Origin of the sequence: Thalassotalea fonticola, from assembly GCF_032911225.1 — a bacterium.
Taxonomy (GTDB): domain Bacteria; phylum Pseudomonadota; class Gammaproteobacteria; order Enterobacterales; family Alteromonadaceae; genus Thalassotalea_A; species Thalassotalea_A fonticola.
The window spans coordinates 3,788,180-3,811,372 of the sequence record NZ_CP136600.1 but is presented as its reverse complement, the minus strand read 5'-3'; the positions used below and the strand labels follow the sequence as shown (position 1 = coordinate 3,811,372).

General features: G+C 40.1%; 17 protein-coding genes. 9 read left to right on the top strand and 8 right to left on the bottom strand.

Translation table 11 applies throughout. From position 1 onward, the window contains the following. The first annotated feature begins 13 nt into the window (after positions 1-13). The 5 genes from RI844_RS15495 (at position 14) to RI844_RS15475 (ending at position 6,975) form a co-directional block, all read left to right on the top strand. The gene (locus tag RI844_RS15495; RefSeq protein ID WP_348395574.1) at positions 14-1,603 is read left to right on the top strand and encodes a phytoene desaturase family protein; all 1,590 of its coding nucleotides are present in this window, start codon (positions 14-16) and stop codon (positions 1,601-1,603) included. A gap of 52 nt (positions 1,604-1,655) precedes the next feature. Next, positions 1,656-2,321, top strand: a complete 666-nt coding sequence (locus tag RI844_RS15490; RefSeq protein WP_348395573.1) for a hypothetical protein — start codon at positions 1,656-1,658, stop codon at positions 2,319-2,321. An 11-nt stretch (positions 2,322-2,332) separates the two neighbouring features. Continuing rightward, entirely contained in the window at positions 2,333-2,605 is a 273-nt protein-coding gene (locus RI844_RS15485; RefSeq protein ID WP_348395572.1) for a hypothetical protein, read from the top strand. A 143-nt stretch (positions 2,606-2,748) separates the two neighbouring features. After that, positions 2,749-4,350, top strand: coding sequence for a tetratricopeptide repeat-containing sulfotransferase family protein (locus RI844_RS15480; RefSeq protein WP_348395571.1), 1,602 nt, complete (start codon positions 2,749-2,751; stop codon positions 4,348-4,350). Between the two features lie 165 nt (positions 4,351-4,515). Then, complete coding sequence (locus tag RI844_RS15475; protein ID WP_348395570.1) at positions 4,516-6,975, top strand: TonB-dependent receptor; 2,460 nt, start codon at positions 4,516-4,518, stop codon at positions 6,973-6,975. 78 nt (positions 6,976-7,053) lie between these two features. On the opposite strand, the gene RI844_RS15470 is transcribed toward RI844_RS15475, so the two are convergent. The 3 genes from RI844_RS15470 to RI844_RS15460 form a co-directional block, all read right to left on the bottom strand. Further along, positions 7,054-7,647, bottom strand: coding sequence for an MOSC domain-containing protein (locus RI844_RS15470; RefSeq protein WP_348395569.1), 594 nt, complete (start codon positions 7,645-7,647; stop codon positions 7,054-7,056). A 2-nt stretch (positions 7,648-7,649) separates the two neighbouring features. Then, a complete protein-coding gene (locus RI844_RS15465; protein ID WP_348395568.1) occupies positions 7,650-8,483 on the bottom strand; it encodes a hypothetical protein in 834 nt (277 codons plus the stop codon). A gap of 154 nt (positions 8,484-8,637) precedes the next feature. Beyond that, positions 8,638-9,513, bottom strand: a complete 876-nt coding sequence (locus tag RI844_RS15460; protein WP_348395567.1) for a helix-turn-helix transcriptional regulator — start codon at positions 9,511-9,513, stop codon at positions 8,638-8,640. A gap of 242 nt (positions 9,514-9,755) precedes the next feature. Here RI844_RS15460 and RI844_RS15455 point away from each other — a divergent pair, with 242 nt between their 5' ends. Next, the gene (locus RI844_RS15455) at positions 9,756-11,120 is read left to right on the top strand and encodes an MATE family efflux transporter (RefSeq protein WP_348395566.1); all 1,365 of its coding nucleotides are present in this window, start codon (positions 9,756-9,758) and stop codon (positions 11,118-11,120) included. A 66-nt stretch (positions 11,121-11,186) separates the two neighbouring features. On the opposite strand, the gene RI844_RS15450 is transcribed toward RI844_RS15455, so the two are convergent. Then, the gene (locus tag RI844_RS15450) at positions 11,187-12,908 is read right to left on the bottom strand and encodes an amidohydrolase (RefSeq protein WP_348395565.1); all 1,722 of its coding nucleotides are present in this window, start codon (positions 12,906-12,908) and stop codon (positions 11,187-11,189) included. Positions 12,909-12,957: 49 nt separating this feature from the next. After that, the gene (locus RI844_RS15445; protein WP_348395564.1) at positions 12,958-14,244 is read right to left on the bottom strand and encodes an NAD(P)/FAD-dependent oxidoreductase; all 1,287 of its coding nucleotides are present in this window, start codon (positions 14,242-14,244) and stop codon (positions 12,958-12,960) included. 230 nt (positions 14,245-14,474) lie between these two features. Between RI844_RS15445 and RI844_RS15440 the strand changes: the two genes are divergently transcribed. Continuing rightward, positions 14,475-15,023 carry a cupin domain-containing protein gene (locus RI844_RS15440; RefSeq protein ID WP_348395563.1) on the top strand — a complete coding sequence of 183 codons (549 nt, stop codon included), beginning with the start codon at positions 14,475-14,477 and terminating at the stop codon, positions 15,021-15,023. Between the two features lie 73 nt (positions 15,024-15,096). On the opposite strand, the gene RI844_RS15435 is transcribed toward RI844_RS15440, so the two are convergent. Then, a complete protein-coding gene (locus RI844_RS15435) occupies positions 15,097-17,529 on the bottom strand; it encodes a TonB-dependent receptor (protein ID WP_348395562.1) in 2,433 nt (810 codons plus the stop codon). Between the two features lie 551 nt (positions 17,530-18,080). On the opposite strand from RI844_RS15435, the gene RI844_RS15430 reads away from it, so the two are divergent. Beyond that, positions 18,081-19,373: an NAD(P)/FAD-dependent oxidoreductase gene (locus tag RI844_RS15430; RefSeq protein ID WP_348395561.1), complete on the top strand. Its 1,293-nt coding sequence runs from the start codon at positions 18,081-18,083 to the stop codon at positions 19,371-19,373. 52 nt (positions 19,374-19,425) lie between these two features. On the opposite strand, the gene RI844_RS15425 is transcribed toward RI844_RS15430, so the two are convergent. Beyond that, on the bottom strand, positions 19,426-21,489 hold the full coding sequence (locus RI844_RS15425) for a winged helix-turn-helix domain-containing protein (protein ID WP_348395560.1): 2,064 nt from the start codon (positions 21,487-21,489) through the stop codon (positions 19,426-19,428). Between the two features lie 205 nt (positions 21,490-21,694). Between RI844_RS15425 and RI844_RS15420 the strand changes: the two genes are divergently transcribed. Further along, a complete protein-coding gene (locus tag RI844_RS15420) occupies positions 21,695-21,886 on the top strand; it encodes a hypothetical protein (RefSeq protein ID WP_348395559.1) in 192 nt (63 codons plus the stop codon). Positions 21,887-22,080: 194 nt separating this feature from the next. On the opposite strand, the gene RI844_RS15415 is transcribed toward RI844_RS15420, so the two are convergent. Next, complete coding sequence (locus RI844_RS15415; RefSeq protein WP_348395558.1) at positions 22,081-23,103, bottom strand: AraC family transcriptional regulator; 1,023 nt, start codon at positions 23,101-23,103, stop codon at positions 22,081-22,083. Positions 23,104-23,193 lie beyond the last annotated feature (90 nt).

The window sequence follows — 23,193 nt, the reverse complement described above, 5'->3', positions numbered from 1 at the left end:
TAGGGGTTCAGAGATGAGCAATGAGCAATTTGATGCCATTATTGTCGGCGGTGGTCATAACGGCCTAACAACAGCCAACTACCTAGCGATGCAAGATTTAAAAGTATGTGTATTGGAACAACGTCATATTGTTGGCGGCGCCGCAGTGAGTGAAGAGTTTTACCCTGGTTATCGAAATTCAATTGCATCCTATGTCGTTAGCTTATTGCGACCAGAAATTATTGCCGATCTACAATTAAAAAAATATGGCTATCAAACCCTGCCACTCGACAATGCTTTTTATCCAAACCTTAACGGCGATTACCTGTTACTTGGTAGTGATGAAAACGAAAACCGCCAACAATTCAGTAAATTTTCCGCGACTGATTATGACTCATACCAACAGCTGCATAGCATCATTGATAAAGTTGGTGACGTTGTTGCCAAGCAATGGCTACAAGCACCGCCAAAACTGAGCGGCGGTGGCGCGACTGATTTGCTAAGCACGGTAAAATTAGGCTTAGATTTTTACAAGCTAGACAGCGACAGCCGTTACCGGATGCTGCAATTATTTATTGGCGCCCCGGAAACCATGATCGAGCGTTGGTTTGAAAGCGATAAAATTAAAGCTGTGATGGCGCAGCATTGTCTGCCAGCCAGTTTTACTTCATTGCATCAACCCGGTGCGTCCATGGCAATGTTACATCATGCTGTTGGTGGCATAGATGGTAAGAAAGGTGCTTGGGGTTATGTAAAAGGTGGCATGGGTAGCATCACCCAAGCAATGGCAGAATCTGCGCGAGACAAAGGTGTGATGATAAAAACCAATGCTGGTGTAGCAAGAATTAATATCGAAAATAACACCGCAACAGGGGTAACACTCGATGATGGCCAGACGTTATCAGCCAAGATCATCGCTGCCAATACAGATCCAAAAACAACCTTTTTAACACTTGTTGGAGAACAACACTTACCGAAAAGTTTCAGTAAAGACATTAAAGTTATTCGACAAGAATCGGCGTCATTAAGAATGAATCTTGCGTTAAATGGCGTACCACAATTTGCTTGCCTGCCAAGTGAAGGGATAAGTGCCCATCATTTAGGTTCAATCTCAATTATAGAAGGCAAAGATCATGTTGAGCGTGCCTATCGGTCGGCCCGAGCAGGTATACCGGCAGACCCACCTATTATTGAAGCTTTTATCCCCAGTACCGTTGACGACTCATTAGCAGGGCCGGGGCACCATGTAATGAGTTTATTGTGTAAATATATGCCTTATGATTTAGCCGATGGCAAACACTGGGATCAAGAAAAAGATAAAGTAGTAGAAAATATATTCGCCTATTTGCGCAAGTACATTCCTAACCTGCAAGATATTCTAGTCGGTTATCAGTGCTTAACTCCTTTAGATATTGAGCGTACGTTTGGTATGACCCGTGGTGATATTTGTCATGGCCGATTAGAGCCCGATCAACTGTTCAGCATGCGTCCCCATCCAGATGCTGCCCAATATTCAACGCCAATAAAAGGCTTGTACCTATGCGGCTCTGGTTCGCACCCCGGTGGCGGTGTTACCGGAGCACCAGGACATAATGCAGCAAAGAAAATTCTACAAGACTTATAAACTATAATTAAGTAGTTGCTTGCAACGTAAATGTGAAAACAAAGTGACCTATATGACTAGTAAGATGAATGTTTTTCTTAAAAATAAACTTATTAATGGTTGGCAACTTTTTTGGCTTATCAGCGTAACGATCTCAATAGCCGTATTTTTTACGATCAGCACTGTCGATTTGAGCAAAGCTGAAGATATTTCGGCAATGATCCAGTTCACCGTACGCTGCTCAGTACCTTTGCTTTATTTTAGCTTTGTAGCATCTGCTTATCATGCGCTATTTCCAGGAGTATTCAGTCGCTGGTTGTTACGAAATCGCAAATTTATAGGTGTTGCCTATTCAGCAGCAATGGCTTGGCAATTATTGTTTATCGTTTGGCTAGTTACCATTTTTCAAGAACACTATATTAATAATGTCTATCTATTTAGCGACATTATTATTCAGCTTCCTGGTTACATTATCTTGTTCGCCATGACAGTAACGTCGTTTAATTTTGGCCGTAAAGCAATCAGCCCGATGCAATGGCGCATACTGCACAAATGGGGAATTTATTTTCTCTGGGCAACGGTATGGAGTACTTATTGGTACGAACTTTTCTATTACGTTGGCATTGACCAGCCTATTGATTATGTTTTTTACTGGTGCGGGTTTATCGTTTGGGCTCTACGTATGACGGCATGGAGCAAAAAACGCTGGCAGCTAGCTGATAAAAGAAAACCAGCTTAGGAATTTTTCTAATGAATACTGTAAATCATCAAGGCGTAGATACAACACCTGCGGTGCCCAATAGTAAAAATAGAAATAGCAAACAATACGCATTAATCACCCTAGGTGTTGTTGCCATAACCATTGGCTTCTTAACTATATGTTTTGGTTCATATTGGAGTACGCCAATTTTTGCCTTTATGACGAACATAGGTATCAACAGTTCATTTGAAGTTGTTGTGCCATTTCTATCAATATTTATCATCATGCTTGGGGCTTATTTAATAGTGAAATCTCGACATTAATGTGGAATAGCAATTACGTTTTTGCCGCTTGATTAAGTTAGTGTTCATGATAGTGTAGATATAAAGAGTCTAATTAATAGACATGCTTCATCTATGTAGTTTCATAAACAACTAAAAACAATAATAATTTCCGGATAGCTTTGATGAATAGTATCGCCAGCCAAAACCTTCAGCCAACATTGCAAAGTTTACTTAAACAAGGATTTTTTGCTTTATCAAAGCATCAATTTGATACCGCCAGTGAGATTTGTCAAAAAATATTAACTCTTAAGCCCGACTTGGTCCCGGGTCATTTCTTAGTTGGTTTGGTTGGCCTGGCTAGCAAAAATAAACGCATTGCCTTTAGTGCGTTTCAATCAGTAGTAAAATTAGATAATGACCATGTTGCCGCCTGGGCAAATTTAGCCAAACTTTACATGGATGAAGGCAAAGTGAATCTTGCCGATCAGGCGCTGCAACACACAAGGCGCATTAAAACCGAGGATCCATTAGTATTAGATTTAATTGGCACAACCTTATCCATGATGGGCGAACACGGCCTGGCCAAAATGTTCTTTAGCAAAGCCAATGCAATAAAACCAAATCACCCATTGTTTATGGGGAACTTGGCAAATTGTTTAATCTTTCATGGCGAAACAGCGGCAGCTGAAGCTTTATTGAGAGATATTATTAAGCTTAGAGCAAACTCAGCACAAGCGCATTGGTCTATTTCAAAATCAATAAAAGCCCAAGATAAAAACCATATTGATGAAATGCAAATGATGTTAGCGAACAACGAAAATAGCAATAATAATGCACTCGCGTTTTATCAGTATGCGATAGGTAAAGAATATGAAGACTTACAGCAATGGCCACAAGCCTTTGCTGCTTTTGAGCAAGGTGCTAAGGCCAAACGTGAAGCCAACAATTTTGATGAGCAAGCTGAAATTAAATCATTTCAATGTTTAATTGATAATTACAATGAAGAATGGCTCGAACAGGGACACACCGGTAACCCAACAACCGCCCCTATATTTGTTTTAGGTCAACCTCGTACTGGCACAACGCTAATCGAGCGGATTATCACCGCTCATTCAGATGTGCATTCAGCAGGTGAGTTACAGCAATTTGGTTTGGCGTTGCGCCGGCTTAGTCGCACCACTAGTAAACAACGATTTTCGCCCGAGTTACTCCTAGCCGCGAAAGATTTAGATATGACTAAAGTCGCCAATATGTATCTGCAAAGTACTAAACGAATGCAAGGTGACACTCCGAGGTTTGTTGATAAACTACCACAAAATTACCTACTAATTCCGCTTATTTTAAAAGCCTTTCCAAACGCGAAAATAGTACATTTGGTGCGCAATCCCATGGATGCCTGTTTTGCCAGTTATAAACAATTATTTGCCGATGCTTATCTGCACTCCTATGATCAGGAAGAAATGGCGCGCCACCATGTTAGATATTTAAAATTAATGCAAGTGTGGCGAGAACGATTTCCCGGGCGTTTCTTCGACATTAGTTATGAACAAACGGCTCGTAATTTAGAACCGAATGCCAGAGCATTAATTGAATTTCTTGGGCTACCTTGGCAAGACAACTGTCTAAATTTCCATCAACAAGATAGTGCAGTTACTACCGCCAGCGCGGTGCAAGTACGCGAGCCTGCGCATACCCGCTCTATTGGCCGCTGGCGCAAATACGAACAGCACTTACAACCTATGCTAGCCACACTGCAAGAGCATGCTATTGATATAACTGAATAAAATAATTTAACAAAACCAACATCATTTACCAATGACCTACCCCTAGGGGGTATACAATTTAACCATTTCATTGGCTACTGTTAAATGAAAAGCTAAAAAAGTTGTATCAGCATTATGCTGTTATTTAGCCGAAATAATAATACTAATAAAATATCGAGGTAAATAATGTCTAGGAAAAATGCCCGTAGTCGCACGCCGTCGACACAAACCTTTCAACAAAGCTCGCTAGCTAAGGCTGTTTCAGCTGCCATTATCACATCAATGATCTCACTCCCTGCTTTTGCTACCGAACAGGAAGAAGAAGAAGTTGAAGTGATCGTTATAACAGCAACGAAAAAAAATGAAACTCTACAAGAAGCGCCCATTGCCATCACGGCATTAACCGGGGACTTTATTCAAGATGTGCACCTGAGCAATGTGAAAGAGTTAGTTAAATTTACCCCAGGCGCTACCGGTAACAGTGCCGACAGCTTCCTCGATGCGTTAAGTATTCGTGGTATTCGCACCGAGGATTACGGCTCAGGTGGCGATATGTCTAATGGCCTATTTAAAAATGACCTATATGAAGGACGAACCGGCTCTGCGGTGAGTAGCATGTATGATATGGACCGGGCGGAAATTGTTCGTGGTCCACAAGCCTTCCTGTTTGGACGCAACTCTATTGGCGGAGCGATTAGCTTACACACTAAGCGCGCAGAAATAGGCAGCAGTGAAGGTCATGTAAATCTTGATTTAGGTGAAAATAACCTGATCAGAGTTGATGGCGCTATAAATTTTGATGTCAGTGACAATTTGGCGGTACGTCTTGCTGGTCTATCTCACAATGAAGAAAGTTATATTGATAACCTAGGCCCAGGTGGCGATTTACCCGATAGAGAAATTACCGCATTTCGATTATCCACCACTTACCAACCATCTGATACTTTAGCTATTTATACCATGGTTGAATATGAAGAGCGTAACCAGCCAGGTACTGGTTATCGCGCGGTTGAAGAAGGCGAACATTGGGAGATGTGGGATGAAATCTTTGGCGATCAAGTCAATGGCGGCAATGGTTTAAAAGGTGGCAGTGCTGATGTCGATCTTGATGGTGGTTTTTACCATAAAGGCTACGGCACTATTGATGACGCCGAAGCACTAAACATCCAAATCAGGGTTGAAAAAGAATTCAGCTTTGCCGATTTAACTGTCAGTGCCGGTTACAAAGATCATGACTATTTCTATGCCGAAGATCTTGATGGCGGTCCTTTGCCGATTGAAGACTGGAAGATGGATCAATCCGGTGATTACACGCAACTTGAGGCTCGTCTTAATTCCAATGGTGATGGTAAATTAGGTTGGTACGTTGGTGCATCTTATTATGAAGAGTCACTCGATGTTTATGTTGAGAATAGTTTCAATGAAGATATTTTATGTGATTATTATTACTCTTCTTACTATGATCTCGGTACTTCAGGATGTGATGAACTCTTTAATGACTACTATGGATACGCTGGTACTTATTATGAATTCTCTCATTATCGGGAAGATCATGCCTTGGTTGAATCGGTAATACACGACGGTCAATTTGATGGCTGGGCGGTGTATGCCAACCTTGATTATCAGATAACCGAAACTGTTAATGTTGAATTTGGTGCTCGACATAGCTCAGATTCAAAAGAGTTTTCAATCGATGTGCCAGCGCCGGATAGTTACCTTGGAGCGTGGTGGTACTATGGCTTCACTACTGCTGAGCCGATTAAGGACAGCAAAACATGGACCGACACCGCAGTTAAAGCCCTTGTTAGATGGCGACCGCAAGATGATATGATGTTTTATGCGAGTTATACCGAAGGTTATAAGGCCGGTGGTTTTGCTTCCTTCTCGCTAGGTACAAATGCACTAGGTGAAGATGTGCCATGGCAAACTTACGACCTTACCAATGAATCTGGTTACCCTCTGGAGACTTTTGACCCCGAAACGATTGACTCATATGAGATAGGTTATAAAGATTCATTCTTTGAAGGCAATACTGATATTGCTCTTACCGCGTTTTATTACGACTACGGAGGCTTACAAGTAAACGCTTCAGAGCCCAATACCGGAGCCTCAATTGTTAAAAACGTGGGCTCCACCGAAGCTTATGGCCTTGAGGGTACTATCACCAGTAGTTTAGGTGAATATTGGAAGCTTTATTTAGGGTTAAGCTATCTTGATACCGAAGTTACCGATTTACACGATGTATGTCTTGGACCAACTGGTACTGGCGAACCTGGCTCGGATCATTGTGAAGGAAGAGCGTTGTACTGGGCACCAGAAATTACCGGTGCGGCAGTTCTGGACGGCGCTTACCCTCTTGATAGTGGCGCAGCAATAACTGCCAGCCTTGAAGTCTATTGGGAAGACGAACGTGGCGGTGGTTTTGAGTATCTACCAGAAACAGAACTTGAAGCTACTTATACGGCAGCGGTGCGACTGGGCTATGAATCAGCCTCTAACTGGTGGGTGCAGGCATATGTCGATAATGTCACCGATGAAGAAGGTTATGACAGTGCATACAATGGCGTTGGTGTAGTACCAGCTGTACATTGGTCAGTGTTTAAACCGCGTACCATGGGTGTAAGAATGGGCATGACCTGGGAGTAATGCTTTAACTCCTAAACATAAAAACAGCCTACGGGCTGTTTTTCATTTTAAAGTCTAATATCAATCGGATTAAATAACTTAGCGGTTATTTTTCATTTTAGTGATCCAGCGAGGAGTTTGATAGATAATCACAGTTACTTCATCACCTGCATTAATTTTACCGGCAACTTCAATTACCCCAACCAAGCCACGAGAAAAAGCAGCCGCTTTGGTAAAGTCGGTTGCCGTTAATGCCTTACCTGAATTGGTCGTATAGATCTCTGCCAACTTTTCGCCCATTTCAACACACGGTGGATTATATTCTTCCACCATCAATTCGGCGCCGGAAGGAAACTTTAAAATTGAACCTTTTGCTAATAAAGACAAGTCAGGTATACCTGCAAAACATAAATTAACGCTTACCTTATCGGCAGTTAACGGCTCACTAAGATCCATTTTCTCAGAAATTTCAGCCAGCTCTTCAACCGAGGTTGCCGACCACTGCCGCTCATTTCTCCTTATTGAACCTTCTTGTTGTTTATCCCCCTGCCAACACTCTCTTTGTATAGAGCGGTGCCTGTCACCAATAAAACCATCGAGCTCTGCTTGCAAAAAATCACATGGACTCTTATTTAGATCATCTTCCTTTTTACCAAGATTAACTGCGACGAGTTTGCCAATTAACTTCTTCATTTTCATTCCTTTAACGAGTTGTTCTTTACCGGATCATCGGTTTCAATTAGTTCATTTCGCCAAGCAACCACATTCATTTCAATCGCCGCAAATCCGGCTATCCATAGGAATTCATCCCAGGCATACATCCAGTGCTCACGATAAAGCCAATAGATAATGGCGCCCCAAAGGACTGTATAAAACATAAATTTAGCTTTATTAAGTACCGTTGTTAATACCCCGGTAGTGATACCACGATCTTGTAAATAGATACTGCTTTCGATGGTAAATAAAATAACAAACCAAGCGATCACTTCAAACACATCTAACCAGGCAAGTTGTTTTTCAATAACCAGACCAGTACTATCAGTAACAATAAGAAAATTTGGCGGATCGAGGTAGTAGAATTGCGTTGCCGTCGACAGAATTTTACAGTTACTGGCATCTAACAAGGTGTAGTGAAAATTTAACGCGTATGAGACATCTTTTTCCACTAGTTGACATAGGTTAGTGATCCCCTCAATAACAACCACCTGCTGTAAATCTAAGGCATAAACACTGAAGGCATAAAGAGTATGGGCCAATGAGACATAGCAAACCACTCTGATAGTATGCATCAATATACTTTTTACTCGAGACAAAGGTTCGTCATCGAGAATATAGGTTTCTAGCTCAAATAAGATCAGCAAGAACAGCCAGGCAGTTTCATCTATGGTTGTAGCAAACGCTGCTGTCCATTCGAAAAACGAACCACCATTGCGCAAAGTATGTGCAGCAATGGTTAAATCATCGCGAAAATACAAGGCATAATTAATCAACAGCAGCGAGTAAACCAGCCACTTAACTCTTTGTTGCAAGTCAGTAGCTGAAATATTAAGTTTAGTGATTAGCCAATGGATAATTATCAACCTTGTTAATTGCGTTCATGAACTGCACAAGATTTCATTAAAGCCAATAATAAAGATTAAAGGAATACCCCTTTACGGTACAAATGTTAACAACAGCATAAAATTAAACGGCTACGCTTGAGCCAAAATATGCGATAAGGGGGTCGCCACCTTCATAGTGTTCAATGTTAATTAATGAATTAATAAATAAATTAAACAACTCACCTTGAGTGCTAAGATCAAGCTTGGCATAAGCATTTTTACGATGCAATTTAACGGTTTCTACCGAGATATGAAAACGCTCGGCAATCGCTTTGCCGGAATAACCGTGCAAGATCATTTGTACCATTTGGTTCTCACGCTCGGTTAGCATGCTGGTACCAAAACATTCAAGGGCCGTCTCCAATTGCTGACGGACATCAAATTGAGCATCAGCTTCATGCTCTGCATTTTGCCAGTGTTGCTTAACTAACGAGTCAATCAGTGGGCTAATATCGGCCATACATTTTAAATGAACATCATTGAACGTTTCAGATACTTCAATTTGACCAAGGGAGATAATGATAAATTTATCACCTTCATCTGCTAATTGAATTATATAACCACATTCATCAGACAGGCCAGATTGTTTAAAGTAGCTTTTATAATATTCGCTGTCTTCAAATCCATCAGGGGCGATATCTTTTAGATGAAAAAAACCTTGTTTGCCATGTTTTCGGGCGGCTAAATAGAATGGATCAAGCAAAAACGTACCATTAACATATTCACTAACGATAGATGTACGACTTTCAGGGGGAAGATCATTATATTCCAATACAGGCAGGTTTTTACTTGGGTTGGAAATAATCATTACATTGTTAGTAGGCACCAACAATTTAAACATAGCAGCAAGTTTTTCAACAAATTCAGGCGTTTTAGTCGCAGGAATTAAAGCCGCTATTTGTTCACTAAATGTAGCGAGAAAAGACTGGCTTATTGGCTGATATATTTTACTCGGCATAATACAAAATACCCATTAACTACTGCTAAGGTTAATTCCATTTAACAGCATTTAAAAGCAATTAACAACAAAAACTTACACCCAATTGGGTTATTTATTAACCATCAAGATACACTTACTATAAACTACAACTTTGCGCTATTTTTTGAGTTTGTTGTTATTCAAAAACAACTTGCGGATTTCAGCTGGCTTATACATAACATTATGCCATAACTTGAAGCAACTTGGATTACGGGGGACATATGCACAAGCGGTTATGGTTTGCTGAAATTAATAAAATTTTGCGCTTAGCCGTGCCCTTGATCATCGCTAATGTGGCGATGATTGGCATGGAAGTTATCGACACTATGATGGCAGGTCAAGCCAGCAAACAAGATCTTGCTGGCCTTGCTATTGGCGGCAATATTTGGCTGGTAATTGAAATGACCTTATATGGCATCGTTTGTGCCATAACCCCAAGAATAGCCAAATTTTATGGCGCTAAAAACTACGCTGAAATTACCGATGAAACTCAACAAGGTCTACTATTAGCAGGTATGCTGGGTATTATCGCTATGTTTGTTATGCTGGCGATCATACCTTTCATCCACCTCTTAGGTGCTACCCCAGAAGTTACTATTATTGCCGAAGGCTATGCTGAAATAATTGCCTATTCATTACCAATTAGCGGGGTTTGCTGGGCATTGTGCGGCGTATTAGAAGGCCATGGCTTCTTACGCTATGTAGTAATATCAAGTCTGTTAGCGGTTACCCTTAACCTGTTTTTAGATTATGTCTTTGTGTTTGGAAAGTTTGGTTTTCCAGCGCTTGGCGGTATTGGTTGTGCGTGGACAACAACTATCATTTATTGGCTCTGGGGACTGTCGGCAATTATCTATACAGCCAAGCATAAACAAACCAAACTGTATAATATATACAGTAAATGGCCAGGCATTAAACTAACGCGTTGGCGGGCAATTCTGGCATTAGGGCTACCAATTAGCCTGGCTATTTTAGCCGAAGAAGGTTTTTTTAGTTTTACCGCTCTACTTATCGCGCCGCTTGGCACTGAACCGTTAGGTGCGCATCAAATTACCATTCAAGTGGTGTCTTTAGTCTTAATGTTTGGCTTGGGCATAGGCCAGGCAACGTCTATTTTAGTTGCTAAAAGCATCGGCCAGAGCAAGCCTAGGGCTATGCATCACCACATGCAGGCAGGTCTTAGTATGGTTGCATGTTTTGGCTCGTTGGTCGGTATATTGGTATTTGTGTTTCGCGCTGATTTGCCAAATTTATTTACCCAAGACCCGGCGATTGCAGCAATATCTATGGCGATTATGTGGTTTGCTCCGTTTTATTTATTGTTCGATGTTCTACAAGTGTGGTCCGCACAAACACTGCGCGGCTTTGAAGACACAAAAATCCCTATGCTCATGCAAGTAACCTCATACTGGTTAATCGGGTTTCCATTGGGCTATAGCTTGGGAGCTACCGATGTATGGGGACAAAGTTATGGTATTTATGGCTTCTGGGGCGGATTTCTAGCCGGTATTTTCCTCGCCAGTTGCTTACTTTGCACAAGATTGTATTTAAAGGCGACTCGATACATAAGTAATTTGATTGAATAAGGTGAGATCGGGATACCTAGAGGCTGCAGGTGGCCACTACATATCCCGAAGAGAAGTTGTAAAGGCTTAATCGCCGTAAACAGTCTTGCCCTCTAAAATAGTTTCAAGCACTACGACCTTGTGAATATCATACGAGTCGACCGCAAACAGGTTTTTATCTAATAATACCAAGTCGGCTTTTTTGCCCACTTCAATTGAACCGACACTGTTTTCCAAACGCAATTGATAAGCAGCATCCAAAGTGTATCCCTTGATTAATGTTGCTACATCTAAACGTTCATCTTTTCCTGGTTGCACTGGCGCCTGAGGATTGCCAACTTCTTGGCGAGTTAAACCAATTTCCATATTAAAAATTGGCGAGATACCCAAGGTTCCTGCACCTGAAGCTGGAAAATCGCTACCGAATGACATTTTTACTTTTGCCTGCTTTAAACTGTTAAAACGAAAATAACGATTAAATTGATCATCACTAACGAACTCTTTACCGTATGCATCATATGAAGACCAAAGTGGCGTACTTTGAGCAATAACGTTGAGCTTGGCAAAGCGTTCAATATCTGCATCAGCCATAACTTGTATATGGCAAATGGCATAACGATTGGTACTTTTCGGATAGGTTTGTCTGGCCACTTCAATGGCGTTTAAGCTTTCTGAAATTGCCCGCTCACCCAACGCATGTATATGAACATCAATATCTTTGGCCGCCGCGGCCGTTAACATGGTATTCATTTGCTGCTGATTAAACACGGTTTCACCTTTATTACCTGGCTCGCCCTGGTAATCTTCAAACATGCCAGCCGTTTTACCTTCAATGGTGCCATCGTTCATGATTTTCAGCATATTAATATGAAAACGCTCATTCTTGGTGATGGCTTTTTTATGTGCCGCCGTAGCAACAGCCTCATCCATAGTCGCAACGCTGCTCACCATATGTGCCCCAACTAATCGAATACTCATTTGATCTTGAGCGACAATTTCTTTTAAGACATTGAGCTGTAATGATTCAACATCTAATGCACCGGCATCGAATACCGAAGTGATACCATAGCTATTCATAATATCGATGACATCGGCAGTGCCTTTTGCCACGCTTTCGGTGGTGATAATGTCTAAAGCTTTAACTGCGGCCGTTGCAGTATCTTCGAGTAGATAACCTGTTGGCTCACCAAAATCATCGCGTTTGTAATAACTAAACCCGGGAACAGGATCAGGGGTGTCTTTATTGATGCCCAAAAGTTCAATTGCTTTACTATTTGCCCAGGCACCGTGAAAACCTTCATCCATAATATAAACCGCCTTATCGGCAACAACTTCATCTAACATCGCCTTATTTGGTCCCTCGGGTCCAAAAGCACTGGCGAGAAAGCCATAACCAAATAACACAGTCGCATCTTTATTTTGCTCAGCATAATCTTTAACTTGCTGTTGCCATTGTTTTGGCGTTGCAAACGTATCCAACGATAAACTGCGAACATAGGCTCCGCCCATTACTGGGTGTGCGTGTGAATCAATAAAACCTGGTAGTAACATTTTTCCTTTAAGGTCGCGCTGCTTGGTGTCAGCATTTACCCATACTTTTAAACCAGCTTTATCGCCAACATAAACTATCTCTCCATCTTTTATAGCAACGCTATCTGCCCATGGTTGAGCTTCATTGACGGTATAAATATCGCCCCCGAAAAACACTAAATCTGCTTTATCTATTAAAGACATCTCTGCTTCTGGCACAGGTTCAGTACAGGCAGACAATAGAATCGAGAGTGCAACAATTGCTAAAACCTTGTTCATAAAAATTCCTATTTATTGTTATTTGCGAATGAAACTGCCTGATTTAAACTCAATCAAACATTTTATGATAAAGCATGCCCAACGCGAGCAAAGGCGAACGTAAATATTTACCGCCAGGAAAGGTGATGTGCTTCACCTGGTTGAATACTTCAATACGATTAGATTCGCCGCTTATAGCCTCGGCTAACAACTTGGCTGCCATATGGGTGACATTTACACCATGTCCAGAATAGGCTTGGGCAAAGTAAATATTAGATTGCAAGCGACCTATCTGAGGCAGTCGATTGGCACCAATACCAATTTTACCACCCCATTTATAGTCAATCTTGATGCCGGTTAACTCTGGAAATACTTGCAGCATTTTTGGGTATAACACATCGCAAATATCTTTTGGATCGCGTCCTGAGTAATTACACATACCGCCAAATAACAGTCGTTTATCTGCGGACAAGCGAAAATAATCCAACGCCACCCGCTGATCACAGACCGCATGATTGCCGGGTAAAATATTGTTATACACTTCGGGTTTCAGCGGTTCAGTGGCAATAATGTAACTGCCGGCAGGTAATATTTTACCTGCGAGCTTAGGCTCTAACCCTTCAATATACGCATTACCACAGAGCACGATGTCTTTTGCTTGCACTTGCCCTTGTTCTGTATGCACGGTATTGATTGCGCCCTTATCAATTCTTGTTACTTTTGAATCTGCAAAAAATTGCGCACCAAGATTGCTGGCTACTTGTGCTTCCGCTAAACATAAATTCAACGGATGAAGATGACCGCTGCCCATATCTTCAAGACCAGCTAATGCCGTGGCCGAACCAACAACTTGCTGCTGTACCTCATTTTGGTCAAGTAAACGTAGTGCGTGTGGATAACCATTTTTTTGTAGCTGTTCATAGCTTTGCTCAAGCCATTTAACATGCTTTGCTTTATTAGCAAAATCACAGTAGCCCATAGTAAGATCACAATCTATATTGTATTTTTTAATACGCTCAGTAACGATATTCAACGACTCTGAGCCCATGTTGGTTATAGCATCAATACCTTCTTGCCCTATCGAATTACGAAATACCTCCAGATCATGACCGATACCGCGAATTAATTGCCCGCCATTGCGGCCCGATGCGCCCCAGCCAATTTTATGGGCTTCGAGTACGACCACTTTAAAGCCTCTTTCCGATAACTCTAACGCACTGGCAACGCCACTAAAACCACCACCAATAATACAAACGTCGGCATCAATAGATTCAGTCAGTTGCGGATAATCAAAACGTTGATTGACTGAAGAAAAGTAGTAAGACTGAGGATAGTCATCTGTGTGTATTGCTGTCATAAAACACCGTTAATAATTTATCGTAAAGGCTACAAGTGTAAAATATAAACATACGACGTAAATTATATTGAACACCCATTTGATACTACAATAACCCTACAAGTATGCCAAGAGCTAACACTTTATTTTCCACAATTTTGTGAAATATATTGAACACAATTGCTTTGTTTATGCTACATAAGATATATTAGCCACTATATATCTCTCTTAAAAAAATTGAGGAAATCCAATTGGATGTTGGCGCTAGATTAAAAGCGGTAAGAATTTTAAATAACTTATCACAACGTGAACTTGCCAAGCGAGCAGGCGTAACAAACAGTACTATTTCAATGATTGAAAAAAACAGTGTTAGTCCATCAATCAGTTCATTAAAAAAAGTGCTGAATGGCATTCCAATTTCTCTGGTAGATTTTTTCTCAGAAGATACGAATGTCGAAAAAACCCAACAAGTAATATACCCACCTGAAGATTTGATGGATATCAGTACCGGCGATATTTGCATGCAATTAGTCGGTAAAGCATTCCCCCGCAGACAAATGACATTTCTACTGGAAACCTATCCGCCAACAGCCGATACAGGTACTGAAATGTTGCAAAATGATGCCGAAGAAGGTGGCTATATTATTGAAGGAAAAATAGAAATCACCATAGGTACCGAAGTGTATGCCTTGGCCAAAGGTGACAGCTACTACTTTGACAATAATAAACCGCATCGTTTTCACAACCCTTATAAAAAGGTTTGTAAAATTGTTAGTGCAACAACTCCCGGCAATTTCTAGTTTCAGCTCGTGTAAATTAAAAACCTTTACTGTTGCCAGTAAAGGTTTTTATAACTAATTATTGGACTTGGTATTAGAAGCTGTATTTAACTTTAACGCCACCATTACTGCCTTTGCCAATACCGTACCCAGTGTAACCAGTATCAACTACGCCGCCTTCATAATACAATTCATCGGTAATATTATCGATATAAGCTGATAACTCCCACGACTCACCTTCAATGCCCACTTGTGCGCCTAAAATCCCATAAGCATCCTGTTCAATTAAATCACTACCGCCTAAGAAATCATCACCACCAGTTGCAGATTGCCAGGTGTAAGACATTTGTAGCGACATTTCCAGTTCTGCTGACAACTCGTAATAATAAGTACCAATAAATGCTGCACTTACTTCTGGTCCGGCTAACTGTTGGCCTTTAACGGACTCACCTTCAGCACTTTCCCCATCTATCACCTCAGTATCCTGAAACGCTGAGGATAAAAATAAGCGTAAGTTTTCAGTTGCCATATAAGTCATATCAAACTCAAGGCCCTTGCCTTGTGCTTCGCCGATATTTTTGATAATGACACCGCCACCGCTAGGAAAAATCCCTTGAAAATCAGTATAGTCATAGTAGTAGGCGCCAATATTTACGCGCAAGCTATTGTCGAGAAAGTCACCTTTCATGCCTATTTCATAGCTGTCGACAATTTCAGGGTCATAAGTTGCCAAAGTGCTACCTTCAGGTAACGCACCACCATATAATTCAGACGCCCAAAACTCCTCATCTGTTTCGTCAATTACGCCATCAGCTTCGTAATCGAACCATTCCTCGTTTTCATCCCAACCGGTCCAGTCCATGTAATTAATATTAAAGGCAAAGGTGTTATACCCCCCCGATTTATAACCACGAGAATAGTTCGCGTATATGTTTACTTCATCCGTCAACTGGTGATTAACGGCAATACGAGGAGTGAATTCTGACCAATCAGTTTTATCATCAATCCATTCACCATCAGTGTGAGCGCCAACAATCCAGTAGTGACCTAACCAACCATCTGGTTCTGGATTGTTTAAGCCAAATTCTTTCTCATCAAATGAGTACCTAGCACCTATAGTAATGTCGGTAGCTTCGGTCATTGACCAAGTGATGTCACCATAAACCCCCCAACCTCGATTAGTGCCACGTGCGAAAGTTTCTTCTTTTACGCCGTTAACACCATCACCAGGACCGGGAATTTCTTCATCATCAACTAACATTTGAATTTCTGCAGCATCGGCAACAGGATCTAATCCATACCAGCCATCAACCATAAACTCATGACAATCGCTGTAATAAGCGCCAGGATCGCTGGTAATGTTTGCTAGTGGCTCATCCCACTCTTCAAAGTAAGGTAAATAAGAACAGAAGGCATCATCGTCATATTGATTATAAAATTGCGAGTCGATAGTTTCTTCGTATATAGATGCGCCAACAAACCAATAAATATCAGAATCATTGTCTGAGTTTAAACGAAACTCCTGACTTAAATATTCGGTGTCATCCATTTGTGCATAGTTGCCAAAAGCTTTACCAGTACCATCATAATCTTCCAAATAGTCCCAAGTGTAATTCTTAAGTGCAGTTTGCGAGGTGAAAATTACCGAACCAAAATCATGGGTAATATCTAAGGTCAGGCTTTCAACTTCAGCGACGTCTTTGCCGTCTTTTCCTAAATCACTTTCGATCGCATCTTTTGGACCTTCGGTCCAAATAGAACGATATATACCACCATCCATATCACGGTCTTCATAATTTGCCGTTAAACGAATTTTGGTATCGGTAAATCCTTCATAGGATAACGTGCCGCGCAGTGCAGTAACTTCTTTATCACGCATTCCAGTGCCGGCTATATTGTCAATGTAGTTATCTTCACTAGTATGATACGCGGCAACACGAACAAACAAATCATCAGTAAGCGCGGTATTAAACACCCCAGTAACTTCCATTAAATTATCACTACCAACGCCTAGTTCGACGCTGCCTTCGGTACCATCAACCGCTTCATTGGTATAAACACTTATTGCCCCAGATGCGGCGTTTCGACCAAATAAAGTACCTTGTGGACCTTTAGTAACTTCTACTCTGGCAATGTCATAAAAAGACGATATTGCTCCGCCGCTTCTGCCCTGATAAACGCCATCGAGGTAAAGACCAATTGAAGGGTCACCACCAATGCCATAATCTTGGGTGATAATACCGCGAATGCTGATACTGTCGACAAAACTGTCATTGGTTGTGCCGCCATTTAATCCGGGTGTGTATTTCGATAACTCGAGAGCGTTATCAACATTAAAGTCATCGATAAACTCTTCGTTGAAAGCACTAACCGAAACCGGTACTTCTTTCAGTGATTGTGCTCGTTTTTGAGTAACAACAATAACTTCATAGTCATCTTTATCTGTAGCCTCTTGTTCAGCAAAAACAGAGTGTGGTAACAAAATGGATGCTACGGCTAAAGCGAGTAACGATTTACGGTGATTCATAGCGTTTAACTTCCCCTAAATTTAAATATTCTTGTTTTTATAAATTTGATGTTTTTTTATGCATTCCAAGATAATACACACAGCGTAAAATAAATCAAACACTTATCTTGTATTTTTGTAAACATTTATTGAAGAAAATTTAAAAATGAATATTTCAGACACACCATCGCCTTGCAAGTCAGGCACGTAATTATTTGAAATATATTAATTTAATTTTATGTAACAAAGAATTGAATGTAAAGACAATGTAAGGTGAAGAATTTTATTTCACACTGTCGTGTTGGTTATTTTTTACACTGATAGTTTATAATTTCATCCACGTTGCTTTCACTTCGGTGTACTTTTTAAATGCGTGTAAAGATTCCTGAGTAAAGAATTAGAATCATAGGGCTAAACTAACGAATAACCAAATATAATTCAATATATTTTACACTAAAACAATAAACTCACTAAAAAGCGCAATAAACTGTTTAAAACCGGCATAAATTAGCTTAACATCTAAAAAATCGTTCAAAATATAAAACACCATTAACTAATTCAAAGAGTGAACTATGACTTGTTACCCTGATTCTTATTACGCGGCCTCGTTGGAACGAAACACTGACTATCCTTGTTTAACCGAGCATATATCTGCTGATATTTGTGTCGTTGGCGGCGGTTATAGTGGCCTTGCAACCGCAATTACCCTGCAAGAAAAAGGCTATAAGGTAGTTTTACTTGAGGGTAGTAAAATTGGTTTTGGTGCTTCAGGAAGAAACGGCGGTCAGTTAGTTAATAGTTTTAGTCGTGATATTGATTATATCGAAAAGCACTACGGTAAAATTACGGCCAATGCCATGGGCGCGATGGCTTTTGAAGGTGCCGATATTATTCGTGATTTTATAAAGCGCTATAACATTGATTGTGATTATAAAAACGGTGGATTTTTTGCTGCATTTACTGACAAGCAAATGCATGAACTAGAGAAAAAACAAAAACTTTGGCAACATTACGGTAACAATAAACTATCGATGATTGATAACAATGGCGTAAGTGATATTGTTAATACCAATGCCTATGTTGGTGGCTTAGTTGACGAACATTGTGGCCATATTCACCCATTAAAACTAGCACTTGGTGAAGCTGAAGCATTCACTTCAATAGGTGGCCAGATATTTGAACAATCGAAAGTGATTAACATTGAACATCTGCAACAATCCGATAATATAAAATCGCTTGTTAAAACAGCACAAGGCTGTGTTAGCGCCAAAAAAGTGGTACTGGCCGGAAATGCGTATATGGGCAATTTAGAGCCTAAACTAGCGAGAAAATCTATGCCTTGTGGTACGCAAATTGTTACCACAGAAGTACTGCCCACAGAATTAGCGCAAAGTTTGATCCCATCACAATATTGTGTTGAAGACATGAATTACAAACTTGATTATTACCGCATCACAGCAGACAACCGCTTACTCTTTGGTGGCGGTGTAAGCTATGGCGGCGGCGATCCTGAAAGTATTGAAAAACTCCTCAAACCGCACATGAATAAGATTTTTCCGGCAATGAAAGATTTTAAAATTGATTACGCCTGGGGTGGTGATTTCTTATTAACAATGAGCCGTTTACCACAACTTGGTCGCATTGGTGAAAACGTTTATTACACCCAAGGTTATAGTGGTCATGGCGTCAATACCAGCCACTTGGCCGGTAAATTGTTGGCTGAAGCAATTCACGGCGATAGCAGCCGTTTTGACGTATTTGCCAACCTACCTCACTACCCCTTCCCCGGCGGTAGGTTATTCCGTGTGCCATTTACAATGATGGGGGCTTGGTATTATGGCTTGCGAGATTCTCTAGGGTTTTAAAGGGGCTTAGTAATACCCGACTGACTGCTTTAGGTTTTCAATCTAAGGAGGACTAGTTTGTTAATTCTATTAAATTAGCATGTTCGATAACGAATTTGTCATATATCACGCCGACTGAATTCCCTTTGACGATGTCGGTGACAAAAACATCGTCGGGTAATTTCATATATTCACTCAGAGTTTTATGTGCAAATGAATAATATTTCAAAGAGTATCTATTTTGTTGTTGTGACGCATAATAAAGACCATCATCAATCACCTTTAAACCATGAGAAATTAACCCTTTTTCGTTCTCTGGTATCTTAAACATTAATCTGATTTCGCCAGATTCCATTCTCTGCATTAATTGTCGGTTTAACCTGTCACCATAAAATAATGACTTGCCATCTTTACTTTCTTGAACTATTCCGCCGGCATTTAACAGAATTTGATGGGTTTGCGAAGTATCAACATTTAAGGTGTAGACATTATATTGACCGTCTTCAAAGCGATTGAAATAAATATACTTTTGATCATTTGACCAGCTTAGTAAAAATGCTTTATTTGGCAATGAAATACGTTTTAATTCTACCTTATCAATAACATCGAATAGGGTCATTTGGGTTTGTGAATTTTCCCTTGATAAATAGGCGATTTTATCTTGTTGTAAGTTTAAAATGGGCCGTTCGATCATATTCGCTTTAATATTTGTCATTCTTTCTGCAATGTTATTTTTATAGCGCCAGATGTCATAAAGTCCACTACGATTAGAGACAAAGTACAGGGCTTGCATGTCAGTTGAATAAACTGCATTCATATCTATCATTGAGCTATTGATATCGGCTAAAGATTTTAAATCGTCTATGCCCGCAGCGCTTAGGTTGGTTGTTCTGGAAAAGTTTGTATACACCAACTTATCAGCATTTAGTTGACTGCTAAGTAAAGCAGGAACACCACCGGGAAATGTCTCAAATGCTTTATTTGATTGCTTATCAAGCAAGTTAAATATCCATATCCCTTTTGTTTTCTGAATGTTTCCAGACACCCAAAGTGAACTTTCATCCTTAAGCGCTAACCCTCTAATGCGGCCGTAATTATCTGATAATTGAATAGAGTTTTGACTTGCAAGATCATAGCGGTATATTTGTGAATCATCACCACGAATGGTTGAAATATAATACACTGACTTATCATCATGACTAAAAATTGGATGGTTACTAAAGGTATACTCAGTCTGGGCATCAAGGAAGTTCAGTTGAGTATCTTGGCTGGTGATATCAACCAAGGCCAGTTCCATTCTATTCTTCTTTAACAGCGTCAACACTAAATGATTGTTATCGTTTGAAATAGCAAAAGAGAAAATTTGTTGTTCCAATGAAAAGATAGTTTCGGTTTTATGATTGTTAATATGGTGTTTAACCACTTCGCAAGAGCTTGGTTTTTCACAACGAATATAAAACCAATACTCACTATCTGGCAACCAAACAGGGCTCTTATATTCGGCATTTGCAACAGTAATTACTTTTTGCTGTTGCGACGCAAAATCAAGCAACACCAGTTGGCTATAGGTATCTTTAAAAGACTTTTTTCTGACAAACAATAATTGCTCTTCGTCAGGTGAGATTGCCGGCATATCAGAATAGGTGCTTAAATCAGTCAATATGGAAGGCTTCATATCAACTGAATTGTTCTTTGGAGTGTATAAAAAGATGAGAACCAAGGTTAAAATAACCGATGAGACAAGGAATGCTAGCTTAGCGTGACGTTTTGAAAAACCTTGCCCAAATATCTTTGAATCCATGGCAATGACTATGTCATCGACATCATAAATAAAACAATACCCCTTGCGCGCAACCGTTTCTATAAAAATAGGTTTTTTGGGGTCATCTTTTAAGGTTTTTCTTAATTCAAAAATTGCTCGAGTGACGACTTCAAGACCCGTAACTGTATTCGGCCATAAGTCTTCAGCAATTTGTGAACGACTAACAACTTCTTGCTTGTGCTCTATTAAGTAACACAATACTTGCATAATTTTAGGTTCAATTTTGAACTCTTCATCATCTAATCTTAGTTTATTATGCTCTGGCTGTACTAAATACTCTCCTAATCTAAAATTTTTATTTTTTAAGCCGCTCATGTAACCAACTGATATTATTGATGAATAAATACATAATAATTACATTATATCAAGGTTATGGCTTTTAATCTCATATCAATTATAAAGAACTCACTTTTGACCAACGCATAAAAGGGAAAGAAACTAATTCCCCTATTGCCGAGAGATAAAAAGATCAGCTTAATATGAATAACCAAAAATTGAACCCAAAGGAATATATAAGCAAATGAATAAAATTATTATATGTGCTGCCGCACTCTTCCTAAGCGCTTGCGCTAGTAATAACGGAACAGGAGAAGGACAGCAATTAACTAAAAAGTCTGAAGGTTCTAACTGTAGAATGATTAAAACGACTGGTAGTAAAATGGCTAAAAGAGTGTGTAGTGGCGGGGTAAGAAGCAGCAAAAAATCGGACTAATACGGATATCCAAAGATTCTATTTTCTATAATTGAATGACATTACCCAAATAACAAAGGGCTAGGTTGAAGTTTAATTTCACATTAAATAACTTTTTCTTGCCCTATTTCTATAAGTTAAAAGTATCAGCACAAAGCTGTTGGCTATATCGTTCTTCAATATTCTCGCCAACAATTACCTTGCATTCATTAACCTTATAAGTGCTTTCTAAATTCACTCGGAGTTTTACCCGAGTAGCGTTTAAAAGCCTTGCGAAAGCTTCTGCTATCGCTAAACCCCAATAATTTTGCGATTGTTTCTGTGTTATAGCTACTATTGCCTAAGTGTTGTTTTGCTTGCTCATATCGATACCCATCAAGTAACTGCTGATATGACGTGTTCAATTCAGTTAATTGCCGGCGCAGGGTTCGTTCAGAACGATGAAATTGCTCGGCCGCTTGCTTTATTGTAGGAACACCTTGTTGAGAGTCTTCAATATATTTTCTAACCGCGTTAACTAAACCATGCTGCTGGTGGTATGAATCCAGTACTTTTTGGCACAGTTGTACTCTTAATTCACTCAACTCTGGTGCCGCATAAGGCAGGCGCTTTCGTAGTAATGCACGGTTTATAATTATTTTTGTAGTTTTGGCGTTAAATTCAATGGCACACTTAAATAGTTGCTGGTAGGGCTGAAGGTTATCGACATATTGTTTTGTGGTTAGCTGAATGGCGGTAAAGTTAACCGGTGCAAGCACAATTTGGTTTATTATGGTATGAACCGAGGCAATGATATTTTCTAGTTCAAACGCCACATTTTTTTCTGTTGCTGCGCCAGTTTGCAGAGCAATACTGACGACGTCCTCACCGTTATAAGTTTCATATCTTAGTTGCATACTCATTGCCCAACTAATGATTGAGGAATATTTTTGCATTAACAGTAACGCTTCACGTAACGTATTGGCACCCAACATAGCTTGTCCCAAGACACCATAATGATTTACCCCTAACCTTTTTCCCTGTTCAATAGCCAAATAAGGATCACGATTATATTTAGCTACTTGGCCATAAATTTTCCCTTCTTGTTCAATGGATAAACGCAGCGATGGATCTTGCAACAGCTCAGCACTAATTCCTGTTGATGCCAGCAATAATGCTACATCAACCCCCTGTTGCTCGGTAAGGGCTTTTACTAATTGCTGTATCTCGTGGCCATACCACAGCGCTTCAGGGTTCAAATTCGGCTAACCTATGTCCGTTATCATCCCCTTATTGTCCTATTTTTTCTCTGCCAATACTAGTCATAAAACAATAACCTATTGTTAATA

Coding starts and splice junctions, on each gene's coding strand:
- RI844_RS15425 (WP_348395560.1), bottom strand. CDS start 21,489: ATGAGCGGCTTAAAAAATAAAAATTTTAGATTAGGAGAGTATTTAGTA.
- RI844_RS15475 (WP_348395570.1), top strand. CDS start 4,516: ATGTCTAGGAAAAATGCCCGTAGTCGCACGCCGTCGACACAAACCTTT.
- RI844_RS15430 (WP_348395561.1), top strand. CDS start 18,081: ATGACTTGTTACCCTGATTCTTATTACGCGGCCTCGTTGGAACGAAAC.
- RI844_RS15485 (WP_348395572.1), top strand. CDS start 2,333: ATGAATACTGTAAATCATCAAGGCGTAGATACAACACCTGCGGTGCCC.
- RI844_RS15420 (WP_348395559.1), top strand. CDS start 21,695: ATGAATAAAATTATTATATGTGCTGCCGCACTCTTCCTAAGCGCTTGC.
- RI844_RS15450 (WP_348395565.1), bottom strand. CDS start 12,908: ATGAACAAGGTTTTAGCAATTGTTGCACTCTCGATTCTATTGTCTGCC.
- RI844_RS15480 (WP_348395571.1), top strand. CDS start 2,749: ATGAATAGTATCGCCAGCCAAAACCTTCAGCCAACATTGCAAAGTTTA.
- RI844_RS15435 (WP_348395562.1), bottom strand. CDS start 17,529: ATGAATCACCGTAAATCGTTACTCGCTTTAGCCGTAGCATCCATTTTG.
- RI844_RS15495 (WP_348395574.1), top strand. CDS start 14: ATGAGCAATGAGCAATTTGATGCCATTATTGTCGGCGGTGGTCATAAC.
- RI844_RS15460 (WP_348395567.1), bottom strand. CDS start 9,513: ATGCCGAGTAAAATATATCAGCCAATAAGCCAGTCTTTTCTCGCTACA.
- RI844_RS15445 (WP_348395564.1), bottom strand. CDS start 14,244: ATGACAGCAATACACACAGATGACTATCCTCAGTCTTACTACTTTTCT.
- RI844_RS15490 (WP_348395573.1), top strand. CDS start 1,656: ATGACTAGTAAGATGAATGTTTTTCTTAAAAATAAACTTATTAATGGT.
- RI844_RS15455 (WP_348395566.1), top strand. CDS start 9,756: ATGCACAAGCGGTTATGGTTTGCTGAAATTAATAAAATTTTGCGCTTA.
- RI844_RS15470 (WP_348395569.1), bottom strand. CDS start 7,647: ATGAAGAAGTTAATTGGCAAACTCGTCGCAGTTAATCTTGGTAAAAAG.